General features: G+C 67.4%; 12 protein-coding genes. 5 read left to right on the forward strand and 7 right to left on the reverse strand.

Features of this window, described 5'->3' with window-relative positions:
• Positions 1-137: 137 nt before the first annotated feature.
• Positions 138-875: a DNA alkylation repair protein gene (locus AC1M2K_RS08490; RefSeq protein WP_480240626.1), complete on the forward strand. Its 738-nt coding sequence runs from the start codon at positions 138-140 to the stop codon at positions 873-875.
• 142 nt (positions 876-1,017) lie between these two features.
• On the opposite strand, the gene AC1M2K_RS08495 is transcribed toward AC1M2K_RS08490, so the two are convergent.
• Both AC1M2K_RS08495 and AC1M2K_RS08500 read right to left on the reverse strand, forming a co-directional pair.
• Positions 1,018-2,184 carry a Glu/Leu/Phe/Val dehydrogenase family protein gene (locus tag AC1M2K_RS08495; protein WP_480240627.1) on the reverse strand — a complete coding sequence of 389 codons (1,167 nt, stop codon included), beginning with the start codon at positions 2,182-2,184 and terminating at the stop codon, positions 1,018-1,020.
• A 135-nt stretch (positions 2,185-2,319) separates the two neighbouring features.
• Positions 2,320-3,135 carry a class II glutamine amidotransferase gene (locus tag AC1M2K_RS08500; RefSeq protein WP_480240628.1) on the reverse strand — a complete coding sequence of 272 codons (816 nt, stop codon included), beginning with the start codon at positions 3,133-3,135 and terminating at the stop codon, positions 2,320-2,322.
• Positions 3,136-3,215: 80 nt separating this feature from the next.
• Here AC1M2K_RS08500 and AC1M2K_RS08505 point away from each other — a divergent pair, with 80 nt between their 5' ends.
• Positions 3,216-4,322, forward strand: coding sequence for a carboxylate-amine ligase (locus tag AC1M2K_RS08505; RefSeq protein ID WP_480240629.1), 1,107 nt, complete (start codon positions 3,216-3,218; stop codon positions 4,320-4,322).
• Between the two features lie 21 nt (positions 4,323-4,343).
• Here the strand turns inward: AC1M2K_RS08505 and AC1M2K_RS08510 are convergent, their stop codons facing one another.
• The 3 genes from AC1M2K_RS08510 to AC1M2K_RS08520 form a co-directional block, all read right to left on the reverse strand.
• A complete protein-coding gene (locus tag AC1M2K_RS08510) occupies positions 4,344-5,270 on the reverse strand; it encodes an ABC transporter permease (RefSeq protein WP_480240630.1) in 927 nt (308 codons plus the stop codon).
• Positions 5,271-5,336: 66 nt separating this feature from the next.
• Positions 5,337-6,377, reverse strand: a complete 1,041-nt coding sequence (locus AC1M2K_RS08515; RefSeq protein ID WP_480240631.1) for an aliphatic sulfonate ABC transporter substrate-binding protein — start codon at positions 6,375-6,377, stop codon at positions 5,337-5,339.
• Between the two features lie 48 nt (positions 6,378-6,425).
• Positions 6,426-7,310 carry an ABC transporter ATP-binding protein gene (locus tag AC1M2K_RS08520; RefSeq protein WP_480240632.1) on the reverse strand — a complete coding sequence of 295 codons (885 nt, stop codon included), beginning with the start codon at positions 7,308-7,310 and terminating at the stop codon, positions 6,426-6,428.
• 130 nt (positions 7,311-7,440) lie between these two features.
• Between AC1M2K_RS08520 and AC1M2K_RS08525 the strand changes: the two genes are divergently transcribed.
• Positions 7,441-8,457 (forward strand): magnesium and cobalt transport protein CorA, encoded by a 1,017-nt coding sequence (locus AC1M2K_RS08525; protein ID WP_480240633.1) that lies wholly within the window; start codon positions 7,441-7,443, stop codon positions 8,455-8,457.
• Complete coding sequence (locus tag AC1M2K_RS08530) at positions 8,448-9,830, forward strand: cryptochrome/photolyase family protein (protein ID WP_480240634.1); 1,383 nt, start codon at positions 8,448-8,450, stop codon at positions 9,828-9,830. The genes AC1M2K_RS08525 and AC1M2K_RS08530 overlap by 10 nt, the downstream gene beginning before the upstream one ends.
• 10 nt (positions 9,831-9,840) lie before the next feature.
• Here AC1M2K_RS08530 and AC1M2K_RS08535 read toward each other — a convergent pair whose 3' ends face one another.
• Positions 9,841-10,659 (reverse strand): alpha/beta fold hydrolase, encoded by an 819-nt coding sequence (locus AC1M2K_RS08535; RefSeq protein ID WP_480240635.1) that lies wholly within the window; start codon positions 10,657-10,659, stop codon positions 9,841-9,843.
• Between the two features lie 90 nt (positions 10,660-10,749).
• Between AC1M2K_RS08535 and AC1M2K_RS08540 the strand changes: the two genes are divergently transcribed.
• Entirely contained in the window at positions 10,750-11,670 is a 921-nt protein-coding gene (locus AC1M2K_RS08540) for an AEC family transporter (protein WP_480240636.1), read from the forward strand.
• Positions 11,671-11,931: 261 nt separating this feature from the next.
• Here AC1M2K_RS08540 and AC1M2K_RS08545 read toward each other — a convergent pair whose 3' ends face one another.
• Positions 11,932-13,539, reverse strand: a complete 1,608-nt coding sequence (locus tag AC1M2K_RS08545; RefSeq protein WP_480240637.1) for an HNH endonuclease signature motif containing protein — start codon at positions 13,537-13,539, stop codon at positions 11,932-11,934.
• Positions 13,540-13,721: the final 182 nt, after the last annotated feature.

Here is a 13,721-nt window from a genome sequence, read left to right on the forward strand (position 1 = left end):
ATAGTGGATATGACGAGCGTATCCGGGGGTCGTCAGGCGTTTCTTTGACTCCGGCGGAGTTTGGCTGCGCAGACGGCCGTGGGCGCGCAGCTTAACTGCGTGGCGTGCCATTCCGGCTCCGGTCTAGAGTTCGAGGCATGACGGATGCCACAGCCGCAGACGTGCGTGACGCCCTCGACGCCGTCTCTTCGCCCGAGCGCGCGCTCGGTTCTGCCCGGTTCTTCAAGACCGGCCCTGGCGAGTACGGGGAGGGTGACGTCTTCCTGGGTGTGACGGTGCCGGCCACCCGGGTCGTCGTCAAACGGTTCGCCTGGCTCCGTCTCGCGGAGGTCGATGTGCTGCTCGACAGCCCGGTCCACGAGCACCGGCTCGCCGGGCTCCTGATTCTCGTCGCGCGCTTCGAGCGGGCGAGTGCCGCCAGGACGCGCGACGATGCGCTGCGCCACGAGCTGGCCGCGTTCTACCTCGCGGCCGTTCGCCGCGGCCGGGTCAACAACTGGGATCTCGTCGACTCGTCGGCACCGCCGCTGCTCGGGGGCTACCTGCTCGACCGGCCACGTGACATCCTGTTCGACCTCGCGGCCAGCGACATCCTCTGGCATCGTCGGGTGGCGATGATCGCGACCGCCGGGTTCATCAACGCGGGCGACGCCTCGACGACACTCCAGCTCGCGGAGCGGCTGCTCGACGATCGCGCCGACCTCATGCAGAAGGCGGTCGGCTGGATGCTGCGCGAAGTCGGCAAGCGGGTCGACCGCGACGTGCTCACCGGCTTTCTCGACGAGCACGCCGCGGCACTCGGCCGGACGGCGCTGAGCTACGCCACCGAGCACCTCACCGCAGAGGAACGGGCGCGATACCGCGCCATGCGCTGATTCGCGGCCCCGCCGCGTCGCTCGAGTCGCCACGTTCGGTGGTTGCGGGTGCTCGAGTCGCCACGTTGTGTCGCTCCTGAGAGCCGTGGGCAACGTATCGTGGCGACTCGACCCCATCGAGCCCGAACAGTCACCGCCGCCGTTAGGCCGGCTGCAGGAACTGCCCTGTCGCGGGAGCAGACGGCGCCTCGACCGGAGCCGACGGCATCGCTTCGGGTGCGGGCGGCAGTGTCGCGCCCTCGAGGCGGTCGGTCGCGAGCTTCTCGGCGGCCGCCAGGGTGGTGATGCCCTGCTCACTCGCCGAGCGGTAGACCGCGCGCATCGTGTCGCCGATGCCGTCGACCCGCTGAAGGATGGACCCGAGGTCCGCCCCCGGCTTAGACGCCATGTCGAGGTAGATCACTCCACCGGCGTTCGCCACGAAGTCCGGCGCCCAGAGGATGCCGCGCTCGGCGAGCTGTTCGGCGCCGTCCTGGTCGGCGAACTGGTTGTTCGCAGCACCGACGACCGCTGAGCACCGCAGCTGGGAGATCACGTCGCGGCTGAGCGCGCCACCCACGCCGCACGGCACGAACAGGTCGGTCTCGAACAGGTGCTCGTCGCCCGGGTCGATCCAGCTGGCGCCGATCGACTCGGCGAACGCGCGCCTGGCCGGGTTCACGTCGGTGACGATGAGGGATGCTCCAGCGTCGGCGAGCCGGCGGGCGAGACGTCCGCCGACCTGTCCGAGCCCCGAGATCGTGGCGCGCCGGCCTCGCACGAGGGGGCTGCCGAAGGTGGTGTCGAGGGTGGCGAGGATCGCCGAGTAGACGCCTGCTGCCGTTGCGTCGCTCGGTTCGCCGACGCCGCCGCGGTCGGCGGGGAGCCCGCTGACGTGGTTGGTGCGCTCGGAGACGACGGCCATGTCTTCTGCGCTCGTTCCGACGTCTTCTGCGGTCTGGTACATGCCGCCGAGGCTCTCGACGGCATCGCCGAGGTCGAGCATGGCCGCACGCTTGGCGGTGGCGTCGAGGGTGGTGCCGCTCGGGACGAAGACCACTGACTTGCCGCCGCCGCGGGAGAGGCCGGCCGCCGCGTTCTTGAGGGTCATGCCCGCTGAGAGCCGGAGGGAATCCTCGACGGCCTCGAGCCACGAACCGTAATGCCAGACCCGTGCGCCGCCGAGCGCTGGTCCGAGGCGAGTGGAGTGGACCGCGACGCTGATCGTGAGCCCGGAACGGATACCGCGGGTGATCAGGACTTTCTCGTGGTCCAGTGAGGGGGAGTGCAGGGCGTCCAGGGACGCGCCTGCATTGAATGCTGACGTCATTGTCGTATCTCCTTGTGGGTGATGTCATGCCCTTGGTGTGGGCTCGTCGGCGATCGCGCGGGTGGCGCGGGTACCGACAGATCCATCACACCAACAACGGGCGATTTTGACAAGGGCGACGTGCCCCGGGCGCCTCTAGCCGGCGGCGGCGCGGCGGTCGATGTGCGGGACCAGGTGGGTCATCGCGCGGGTGGCGAGGTCGATCCTCACGGCGGTGTCGGACGGCATCGGCGTCCAGCCGGCGGCATCCAGACCGCTGGAGATGATGTGGACGGCGTCGTCCGTCACCCGGTAGTCCATGGCGTAGTACTCGGTGGCGTGCCTGGCCGGCATCGAGTCGTCGCTTTCGAACAGCCGCCGGAGTGCTCGCGGCGGCGACTCCGCCCGGCTGTTGATGTGCACGGCGAACAGGGCGCTCGGCGTCAGCAGCAGGGCGTTGAGGCTGCAGTCGGGGAACTCCCGCTGGAGGATGCCGAGACCGAGGACGACCCCTTCGGTCTCGTCACCGGTCTGCTCGATGCACTGCAGTAGCAGGTGGAAATAGCGCTCGGTGTCCGTGTCGCCCTGCAGCCTCGCCCTGGATGAGGGCGTGAGCAGCCCTTCGAGCCGCGGTATCGGCGAGATGTTGCCGTTGTGGGCGAAAGCGTACTCGCCGTCGGTGAATGGATGCGTGTTTTCGGCGGACACCGGGAGCCCGGCAGTGGCCCAGCGCAGGTGCAGCAGGCCGCTCGAAGCGAGCGGCTCGTTTGCCAGCTCGGAGTAGGTCTCGTCGAGGACGGCCGTCGCGGTCGATTTCATCGATCGGATCCGCCCATCGGTATCGTGCCAGGCGGCGCCCCAGCCGTCGCCGTGTACGGCGGTGAGGGAGGTGAATGCCTCGAAATCATCCTCGCCGAGAACGTCGACGACGGAGGTCGGGCGAGCGGCGACATACCCGAGCAAACGGCACACGGCAACCACCCTCCCGAAATCGTTTCTTCGAGCTTTGCGGATTACTTACCAAGAGGCAACTCAACTGGCAGAGTGGCCTCATGCGAACCGTCGGGGTCGAGGAAGAGCTGCTGTTGGTCAGTGCGGACACTGGGCGCCCGGTGTCCGTCGCAGGGGAGGTGCTGAGACGCGTTCAGGATGCCGGCGAAGGTGGTCATATCGGCGGCGCTCTCGACCACGAATTCAAGCAGCAGCAGGTGGAGACGGCCTCGGCGCCTCACCGTTCGATGATGGACCTGCGTGACGACGTCAGGTCCTGGCGGACCACAGCGATCGCTTCCGCACGAGCGGCCAATGCGCTGGTCATCGCGTCGGGGACGTCGCCGCTGCCTGCCGAGTCCGAGCTCATGCCCGATGCGCGGTACGCGCAGATCGCCGACCTCCTCGCGCAGACGGCCAGGGACCAGCTGGCCTGCGCGTGCCACGTCCACGTCGCCGTCGAATCGGACGAGGAGGGCGTCGGCGTCCTCGACCGGATCCGGGAGTGGCTGCACGTTCTCGTCGCGCTCAGCGCGAACTCGCCGTTCTGGCAGGGGCTCGACACCGGGTACGCGAGCTACCGCTCCGAGGTGATCCGGCGCTGGCCGACGGCCGGTGTCCAGGAAGTCTTCGGCACACCGGAGAACTACCACACCCTGGTTGCAGCCATGAAGGCGTCCGGGGTGATGCTGGACGAGGGGATGGTGTACTTCGAGGCCCGGCTGTCTCACCACTACCCGACCGTCGAGATCCGCGTGGCCGACGTCTGTGCCGATCCCGATGACACCATTCTCATCGCCGCGCTGTGCCGTGGCCTCGTGGACACCGCTGCAGCCGAATGGCGGGCGGGAACAGCCGTCCGACCGGTCCCTGCTGCGGTGATCCGCCTGGCCGCGTGGCACGCCGGACGGTTCGGGATCAGCGGTGATTTGCTCGATTCGGCGACCATGACGCCGATGCCGGCCAGGACCGTGGTCGCCGCGCTGGTCGACCACGTGCGGAACGCCCTCAGGGAGAACGGCGACGAAGAGTTCGTGGACGAGCAGATCCGGCGCATCCTCGACCGGGGCAACGGTGCCGACCGTCAACGTGCGGTGCTCCTGCGCACCGGAACGCTGGCAGAGGTGGTCGCGGACCTGGCCAGGGCGACCGCGGGGCTGCCCGGGTAGCTCCCCGGGCGCGCCCAGGTGCTACGCCCAGCGCCGGTTGACCCAGCGCTCGAACACGCCCACCAGTGAATCGGTGAGCTTGCCGAGGATGGCGAGCAGGAGGATGGCCAGGAAGATCCTGTCGATGCGGCCGTTGTTCTGCGAATCCGTGAGCAGGAACCCCAGCCCCATCGATGAGGCGATCAGTTCGGCGGCGACCAGGAACAGCCAGGCCTGGGCGAGGGCGAGGCGCAAGCCGGAGACGACGGAGGGGAGCACGGCAGGAAGCTGGACGGTCGTGAACAGGCGGGTGCCGTTCAGTCCGAAGGCGCGTCCGGCCTCGACGAGCTGCCTGTCGACGTGCCTCAGCGCTGCAGAGACCGTCGTGTAGACGGGGAAGAACGCGCCGATCACGATGAGGATGATTTTCGACTCTTCGCCGATCTTGAACCACAGGATCAGGAGCGGGATCCAGGCGAGCGACGGCACGGCGCGGATCGCGCCGAGGACGGGGGAGAACAGGATGTCGCCGAGGCGCGACAGCCCGACGATGGCTCCGAACACGAGGCCGAGTGCCGCACCGATGAGGAATCCGATGAGAACACGCTGGGTCGAGATCGCGATGTACTGCCCGAGGAGGCCGCGTTGCACGAGGTCGACGGCGGACTGCCACACCATCTCAGGGGACGGCAGTTGCGAGACGGAGACGAGTCCGAGGGAGGTGACGGTCTGCCACACGACGAGGATGAGAATCGGGATGATCGCGCCGCCGACGATCCTGAACCAGGTCCTCCTGGTCAGGGGGACGCGGCCCGCGGCGCGATCGGATGCCTGATCGGCGGCTTCGGTGGAAGCGACGACCCCGGGCCTTGCACGCACCGCCACCGGCTGCTGGCTCTCCAGGCCGGTCGACGAGACGAGGCCTGTTCGGGCCCGGTCGCTCGTCGTGAGGTTGTCGTTTCGGCTCATTCTCAGTCCTGGGAAGTGGGAGGGACGGGGGAGGCGGGGCCGGAGTATCCGGCCCCGCCCGTGCGGCTAGCCGATGGCGTCGGCGTCTGCCTGCTTCGCGAACTCGTCGTTGATGATCGAGTCGAGCGCTTCGTCGACCTGTGCCTGAGTCGCGACGTCACCGGATTCGACGAAGATCGGGCCGATGATCTCGAGCACGTCGCGCTGGGCGCTGCCGGGGATCGGGTCGACATCGAGGTTGGAGCGTTCGTCGATGACGCGCGTGGCGACCTCGATGTCGAGACCGGCGACATCCGCGAGGATCTCTGCGGTCTCCTCGGGGTTCTCCGCAGCCCAGACCCGAGCGTGTTCGTAGGCGTTCACGACGGCCTGTGCCAGGTCTGGCTTCTCGGTGAGGAACGCCTCGGTGGCGTTGAGGAAGCCGTAGCTGTTGAAGTCGACATTGCGGTAGATGAGCTTGGCGCCCGCCTGCTCCGCGCCGGCCATGATCGGGTCGAGACCCGACCAGGCGTCGACCGAACCGTTCTGCAATGCAGCCCAGCCGTCGGCGTGCTGGAGGTTCTCGATCGTGACGTCGGTCTGGCTCAGTCCGGCTTCCTCGAGCGCCTGCAGCAGGAAGAAGTACGGATCGGTGCCCTTGGTCGCTGCGATCGTCTTGCCCTTGAGCTCGGCGACATCCGTGATCGTGGACTCGGGACCGACGACGAGGGCCGACCATTCCGGCTGCGAGTAGAGGCTGATGACCTGGATCGGCGAGTCGTTGGACCTGGCGAGCAGCGCCGCGGAGCCCGCGGTCGAGCCGACGTCGATGGCGTTCGCGCGGAGCGCCTCGTTGGCCTTGTTGGAGCCGGCCGACTGGACCCAGTTGACGGTCACGTCCTGGTCTGCGAGGGCGTCTTCGAGCCAGCCCTTCTCCTTGATGATGAGGGAGAGCGGGTTGTAGGTGGCGAAGTCGATGTTGAGCGCGCCGCCCTCGGTGACGGTGTCGTTTCCGGAGCCGGAGGACTCAGCCTCCGGTGCGGCGTTCTCGCCGGCGACGCAACCGGTGAGAAGAAGAGCGGCGACGCCTGCGACGAGTGCCGCGGCGGAGAGTCGCTTACGAATCATGGTGAGGTCCTTTGCTGGGTGCTGGATGCTGGGTGCTGGGTGCTGTGATCAGTACGGGAAGTGCGGGACGTTCTTCGTCGACTCCACGCCGCGGACATCGCCGTGGCGGTCGATGCCGAGGCCGGCGAGCAGTCGGCCGCGAAGCTCTGCCAGTTCGGCCGAACCCCTGTCGCGGGGTCGACGACCGGGAACGACGATCTCCTGGACGATCGATGACCCGTCGACTCCGTCTTCCCGGCCGAGCAGGATGATCCGGTCGGCGAGCTGGAGGGCTTCGTCGACGTCGTGGGTCACGAGGAGGACGGTCGTCGGTGCAGCGGAGTGGACGTCGAGGAGCAGGTCCTGCATCTTCAGGCGGGTCAGCGCGTCGAGGGCGCCGAACGGTTCATCGAGCAGCAGGACGCCAGGGTTCCTGGCCAGTGCCCTCGCGAGGGATGTGCGCTGCGCCATTCCCCCGGAGATCTCGCGAGGGCGGTGGCCGGCGAAGTCGGTCAGCCCGACGAGTTCGATCAGCTCGCGGACCCGGTCTGCTCCGTCGGCCTTCGGAGTGCCGCGGGGCAGTCCGAGGGCGACGTTGTCTGTGACGCTCCGCCACGGCAGGAGCCGCGGCTCCTGGAAGCCGACCGCCGTGCGGTCGTCGAAGTCGGCGACCGGCTGGCCGTCGATCAGGACCTGGCCGGTCGATGCGGAATCGAGCCCGCCTGCGATCCGCAGCAGGGTGGACTTTCCGCAACCGCTCGTACCGAGGATCGCGAGGACCTCGCCGGGCTCCACAGCGATCGAGACGTCGCGGAGCACCTGGCGCGCCGTGCCGCCCTCGCCGGGGAAGGAGCGGCCGACGGCCGCGAACTCGACCGTGTATGCGGCATCCGTCGTCCCAGACACAGCGCGCGCGGTGCCGGAGAGAGCCGGTGCGGTGCTGGAAGATGGCATACGGGACTCCCGGAGGAATGTCGAGGGCAGGTCTCCCCACGTTAGTGACGGGTCAGCCCCGGTGTCGTCCCGGCTGCAACACTGTGTAACACTGGCGCGGCAGGACGAATGAGCAGCAGGGAGCGTGAACATGGTCGTCGTAGACAATGCGGTGTACGTCCGGGGCGAACGCGTGGCGACCCCGCCGAGCCTCGACGACACCTACGAGGTGCTGCACGAGAAGAAGGGCATGGCCTGGATCGGCCTGTACCGACCGGATAAAGCCGAACTCCACTCGGTCGCCGCCGAATTCGGCCTGCACGACCTCATGGTCGAAGACGCGCTGTCCGGCCACCAGCGGCCCAAGATCGAGCGCTACGCCGACACGCTCTTCGCCGTGTTCAAGGCGGCCCGCTACCTCGACGCCGAGGAGCGCCTGGAGTTCGGCGAGGTCCACGTCATCATCGGACCCGACTTCGCCATCACCGTCCGGCATTCGGAAACACCGGACATCGGTGCGATCCGCAAACGACTCGAGGGCGACGCCCGGCTGCTTTCGCTCGGTCCCGAATCGGTCCTCTACGCTGTGCTCGACGAGATCGTCGACGGTTACGTCCCGGTCATCGCCGGCCTGCAGAACGACATCGACGAGATCGACGACGCCCTGTTCGCCGAGGGCAGGGAGTCATCGAAACGCATCTACGCGCTCAGCCGGGAAGTGATCGAATTCCAGCGGGCGACGAAACCGCTGGTCGGGATCTTCGAGGCACTCGCCTCGGGCTTCGAGAAGTATGACGTGGACCTCGAACTCCGCCGGTACCTCCGCGACGTGCACGACCACGTCCTCCGGGTCGTCGAGCGGGCGGATTCCTTCCGCGCGGTTCTGCAGAACGCCCTCACCGTGAACAGTGCCCTCGTCGGCCAGCGCCAGAACGAGGAGACGAGGCGGTTGTCCGAAGCCAGCTATGCGCAGAGCGAGCAGGTCAAGAAGATCTCGAGCTGGGCGGCCATCCTGTTCGCCCCGACCCTGATCGGCACCGTGTACGGGATGAACTTCACCTACATGCCCGAACTGAACTGGCTGTGGGGGTATCCGTTCGCGCTCAGCCTGATGGCCGGGATGGGCATCACCCTCTACATCGTCTTCAAGAAGAACAAATGGCTGTGACACCCTCCGTCGTCTGGTTCCGCGACGACCTCAGGCTCGACGACAATCCCGCGCTCACCGCCGCCGTCGAACGCGGCGGACCCGTTGTCGCCGTCTTCGTGCTCGACGAGGAATCCGACGGCATCCGCCCCCACGGCGGAGCCGCACGGTGGTGGCTGCACCAGAGCCTCACCTCCCTGACCGCCGACCTCGCGGCTGCCGGAGTGCGCCTGATCCTGCGTCGCGGACCCGCGGAGGCGGTCCTCGTCGGCCTTGTCGAGGAGACGGATGCTGGAGCCGTGTTCTGGAATCGCAGGTACGGCCAGGCGGAACGCACGGTCGACGCCGGCATCAAGACGCGGCTCCGCGACGCCGGACTCGAGGTGTCGAGTTTCGCCGGGTCGCTGTTGTACGAACCGTGGACCATCGCGACCGGACAGGGCACGCCGTACTCGGTGTTCACGCCGTTCTGGCGGGCCTGCCAGGCCGCGCCACCACCGCGAGCCCCCGTCGACGCGCCCGAAGCCATCCACGGCTGGACAGGTGATGCCGTCGCCGACGACATCGACGACTGGGGTCTCGAACCGAGCCGCCCGGACTGGGCAGGCGGCCTAAGGGAGGCCTGGCAGCCGGGCGAAGCATCCGCCCACCGGTTGCTGGAGACGTTCCTGGCCGACAACCTCGACGGCTACGCCGAGGAACGCGACCTTCCCGCCCAGCAGGCGACGTCCCGTCTGTCACCTCACCTGCGCTGGGGCGAGATCAGCCCGCACAGGGTCCTGCACGAAGCCGACGCCGCCCGCAGGGGAGCAACCGGCCGTCGCGCCGAAGGTGCCACCCGGTTCCTCACGGAACTCGGCTGGCGTGAATTCTGCTCGCACGTGCTGTTCGCCGCCCCCGACCTCGCAACGGTCAACTGGAGGCGCGAGTTCGACGCGTTCCCGTGGCCACCGCTTGACCGTGCCGCGCTGGAGGCCTGGCAACGAGGCGAGACCGGCATCCCGATCGTCGATGCGGGCATGCGTGAACTCTGGCGCACCGGCAGCATGCACAACCGGGTGCGGATGGTCGTCGCGTCGTTCCTCACCAAGAACCTGCTCATCGACTGGCGCCTCGGCGAGCAGTGGTTCTGGGACACGCTCGTCGATGCCGACGCGGCCAGCAACGCGTTCAACTGGCAGTGGGTCGCCGGTTCAGGGGCGGACGCCGCCCCGTACTTCCGAATCTTCAACCCGGAACTGCAGGCGAAGAAGTTCGACCCGCAGGGCGAGTACATCAGGCAGAATGTGCCCGAGTGGGGAACGGATTCCTACCCGCAGCCGATTGTCGATCTCGCCGAGACGCGCCGCGCCGCGCTCGCCGCGTACGAGGTGGTCACGCAGTCGAAACGTTGACGGGTCCCTGTCACAGACTGTTCTGGGCCAGCCAGGGCGACACGACGGCCAGGAATTCGTCCGGATGTTCCACGCTGGGCAGGTGGGCGGCATCCGTGAAGAGGTGCCTTGTCGCGCCGGGGATCGTCGCAGCCAGGTATTCGAACTGCACGAGTGCCGGGGTGATGTCGAACTCGCCGACGGTGACGAGGGCCGGGATGTCGAGGTCGACGACGCGGTCGTACGCCGGGGGCTCGAGCTCATCCGCCGCGTGCTCTTCGGGCGACTGATGGTGCAGGTTGGCGCGCCCAAGGGCATACGCCGTCCTGACGAAGTCCTGCTCGAGGTCCTCCTCGTCGCGCAGCGGCCCGATGGCCCACAGTTTTGTCTCGAGGTCGATCATCTTGTGGTAGTCCCGCGCCTCCCAGGCGGCGTCGAGGTCGGTGCAGAGCGACTCCTCCTGGTCGGTGAGCTCAACTTCGGGGAATCCGCCTGGGCCCGAGCCGATCGTGACGATCCCGGTGACGCGCTCCGGTGTCTCCACGGCAACGTCCAGGGCGATCCGGCCGCCGCGTGAGGCGCCGATGAGCGTGGCGCCGGCGACACCGAGGTGATCGAGGATGGCCCTCGCGTCGTCGCGGTTGGAGAAACCGGATGCCTCGCAGCTTGTCTGCCCGAACCCGCGGGTGTCGTACCTGATGACGTAGTGGTCGGCGGCCAGGGCCTCGATGAGTGGGTCCCACATCCTCAGCGTCGCGATTCCCGCGTGGATCAGAAGGAGTGGCTCTCCTGAAGCGTGACCTTCGGTTTCGTAGTACAGCCGGGCTCCCGGCACGTCGACGTGGGGCATGGTTCGAGACTAGCGAGGCGTGGGCGGCACAGCTATAGAGCGGAGGTACTTCTGGCGGAATGCGCACCAACGACCTGTCAGACTGGGCAGATGTCTGGCGTCCTCACGGGTTTCGGCGTCATCGGCGTCATCATCGCCGTCGGCTACATCGTCGGCCGGGTGAACCTCCTCGGGCCGACGGCCCAGCCGGTGCTCGCGCGCATGGTCTTCTTCGTGCTCTCGCCGTTCCTCCTGTTCACGGTGCTTGCCGACGCCGAGGTCGAACGGCTGTTCTCCCCGCTGCTCGTGGTGTCCCTCCTTGCTGCGGTCGTCGCCTTCGTCGTGTTTCTCGCTATCGCCGGCCTGATCTGGCGCCGTTCGCTTCCCGACGCCACGATCGGAGCACTGGCGTCCGGTTACGTGAATGCGAACAACATCGGTATCCCGGTAGCCGTGTACGTGCTCGGGGATGCCGCGTATTCGGCCCCGGTCGTCCTGCTCCAGCTGCTTGTCTTCACCCCGATCGCCCTGACACTTCTCGACCTGGGCACGGGAGGGAAGGCATCCGTCGGCCGGGTCCTCAGCCAGCCGTTCAGGAATCCGATCATCATCGGTTCGCTGCTCGGGCTGCTCGTGTCGGTCACGGGGCTGGAGATCCCCGCACCGGTGATGGAGCCGTTCCATCTCATCGGCGCAGCGGCCGTGCCGATGATCCTGATCAGCTACGGCATGTCACTGCATGGGACGAAGGTTCTCGAGCCGGGAGCAGGCAGACGTGACGTGGTGCTCGCGACGACGATCAAACTCGCGATCATGCCGGTCGCGGCGTGGTTGATCGGCCAGTACATCTTCGGCATCACCGGGGAGGAGCTGTTCGCGATCGTCGTGCTTGCGGGGCTCCCCACTGCGCAGAACGTCTTCAACTACGCCCAGAGGTACAACCGTGGTGAACTCGTTGCGAGGGATACGATCCTGCTGACCACCATCGGCTCCGTCGGAGTGCTGCTCGTTGCCTCGTTGCTCCTGCACTGACCTGGCTTCGGGCGGGTATCGGTTTCGGTCGTGCGGGGGTGCAGGGGCTGGGGTGTCTGGCTGGGGTGTCGGGCTGGGGTGTCGGGCTGGATGAGAATTTTCTCCTCAGCTCAAACAATGAGGCGTGAGGCCAGGGGCGCCGAGCCGCGCGGATCATGACGCCCGGGTGACGCCCCTGGCCTCACGCCTCATAACTCGACACCCCGAAAACACTCATCCATCCCTCTTGTCGACCGCGAGCTCCGGATGTGCAACCGTGCGTCAGAACGGTGGCTGATCGTCTGGGTTCGGCGGGGGCAGCGCGTTCCGCGGCTGCTGGTCGGTTGGACTGACTCGCCGCGCCTTCGGCGGCCGGCTCGGCAGCGCCTTCGGCGGCTGCACGTCGGTTGGGCTACTTCGCAGCGCCTTCGGCGGCTGCGATGTGTACGGTTCAGCAAACTGCGGCGGCGGGTCTGGGGTGGTGAGCAGGACCTCGGGTTGGGTGACGTAGCTGTGGCCTCCTGGGGAGGTCCACTCCTGGACGCCGTTGCCGAGCTGCCTGGTGTGCCAGGTGGTCTGGTGTTTCAGCCGGTGGTGTTTCGGGCAGAGGTGGGACAGGTTCTCGCACTCGGTCGGGCCACCGAACGCGAACGCGGTGGTGTGGTCGATGTCGCAGTGCCGGGCCGCCCGGTTGCAGCCCGGGAACCGACAGGTTCCATCCCGGTAGGCGAGGAACCGTTTCATAGATTTCGACGGCCGGTACGTTGTCGAATCCAGGGCGAGTGGTGCTCCGGATTTCGGGTCGGTGAGCATCCGGAACCAGGTGTTCGACTGGCCCGCGAGCAAGCGTGCGGTGTCCGGGTCGATCGGCCCATAACCCTCGAGTGTGCCCGGTTCGTTGGTGAGGCCGAGGAGGGTGAGGGCCGGGACGGTGACCGTGACGGTGGGACGGATCCGACGGAACGCACTGGCGGGGTCGGCCCCGAACCCGGACCCGACGGCCGCGTCCGGAGTCGAGGTCGAGGTCGATGTCGGAGTCGAGGTCGACCTCGAAGCCGGCGATCCGACACCGGCATTTCCGGGCACTCCGGCCGAGCTGGGCGTGAGTTCTCCGGACAACGCTGCGGAGAGGGCGTCGGTGCAGACGTCGGCGGTGAGCTGGGTCAGGGTTCGCGGTTCGGCCGGGTTCTTCAACGCCACGGCCCGGTCACGGACGGTGGCGTAGATCGATGTTGCTTGGGGTGCGGTCGTGTAGAGGTTCAGCCACGCCATCCCGTCCGGGGCGGGCTGGAACTCCAACCGGCGATCGGTCGTGGATTTCGCCACTCGGGCGGTGATCGACTCCGGATCCAGCTGCTCCCGCACCTGGCGGGCTTTCGCCGTGAACTTCGACACGGTCAGGGTGCGGGCGAACGGCAACGCCTGCTCCTCCACCGCCAAGGCAGCCTGAGGGCTGAGCGTGGTGGTCTGGTCGACGAGCACCTGAGCGTGCCGGTAGGAGATCTCCCCAGCCCGCAACGCATCCATCGTGCCAGGCAACCGGTGGATCAACGCTTCACTGTCGGTGACCATCCGGATCACCGTGACCTCTGGCATCCGTAACGCACACGCCAACTCGGCCACCAGCGACCGGCGCGCCATCTCCTGCCGCTGCGTCGCGGAGAGTGTTGTGTCGACGGTGAGGACCCCGCGTTCGGTCGCTTCGGAGAGGAGGCGGGCGTCGTCAATCAGCTCCATCTGCCATGCCTTCAGCAAGGCTTCGCTGGACTGCAGCTTCGCGACCTGGTCGACGATCGAACTGCACAGCTCCGCCCGCAGGCCGCTGAGCGGCGACTCGACGAAACCATCGTCGTCGTACGCCTCAGCCGGCGGGTCGTGGAGCTCTTCCATGCGTCCATTCTCCCGGCCACCACCGACATTGGCGCGACATTTCCGGGGTGAAAGGGCTGGTTGTAGATAGTTTCCGAAACCCGGTCCGTTGTGGAGGAGTGAGGAATCAGACAATTTCCTTGACCCCGCGACTAAACCGGTATAGTTTTGACCTAAACCGGTTAAGACCGCTTCGGTCCACC

It is taken from the genome of Mycetocola sp. Y171, assembly GCF_056713165.1.

Coding starts and splice junctions, on each gene's coding strand:
- AC1M2K_RS08535 (WP_480240635.1), bottom strand. CDS start 10,659: ATGCCCCACGTCGACGTGCCGGGAGCCCGGCTGTACTACGAAACCGAA.
- AC1M2K_RS08540 (WP_480240636.1), top strand. CDS start 10,750: ATGTCTGGCGTCCTCACGGGTTTCGGCGTCATCGGCGTCATCATCGCC.
- AC1M2K_RS08495 (WP_480240627.1), bottom strand. CDS start 2,184: ATGACGTCAGCATTCAATGCAGGCGCGTCCCTGGACGCCCTGCACTCC.
- AC1M2K_RS08510 (WP_480240630.1), bottom strand. CDS start 5,270: ATGAGCCGAAACGACAACCTCACGACGAGCGACCGGGCCCGAACAGGC.
- AC1M2K_RS08530 (WP_480240634.1), top strand. CDS start 8,448: ATGGCTGTGACACCCTCCGTCGTCTGGTTCCGCGACGACCTCAGGCTC.
- AC1M2K_RS08515 (WP_480240631.1), bottom strand. CDS start 6,377: ATGATTCGTAAGCGACTCTCCGCCGCGGCACTCGTCGCAGGCGTCGCC.
- AC1M2K_RS08505 (WP_480240629.1), top strand. CDS start 3,216: ATGCGAACCGTCGGGGTCGAGGAAGAGCTGCTGTTGGTCAGTGCGGAC.
- AC1M2K_RS08525 (WP_480240633.1), top strand. CDS start 7,441: ATGGTCGTCGTAGACAATGCGGTGTACGTCCGGGGCGAACGCGTGGCG.
- AC1M2K_RS08490 (WP_480240626.1), top strand. CDS start 138: ATGACGGATGCCACAGCCGCAGACGTGCGTGACGCCCTCGACGCCGTC.
- AC1M2K_RS08520 (WP_480240632.1), bottom strand. CDS start 7,310: ATGCCATCTTCCAGCACCGCACCGGCTCTCTCCGGCACCGCGCGCGCT.
- AC1M2K_RS08545 (WP_480240637.1), bottom strand. CDS start 13,539: ATGGAAGAGCTCCACGACCCGCCGGCTGAGGCGTACGACGACGATGGT.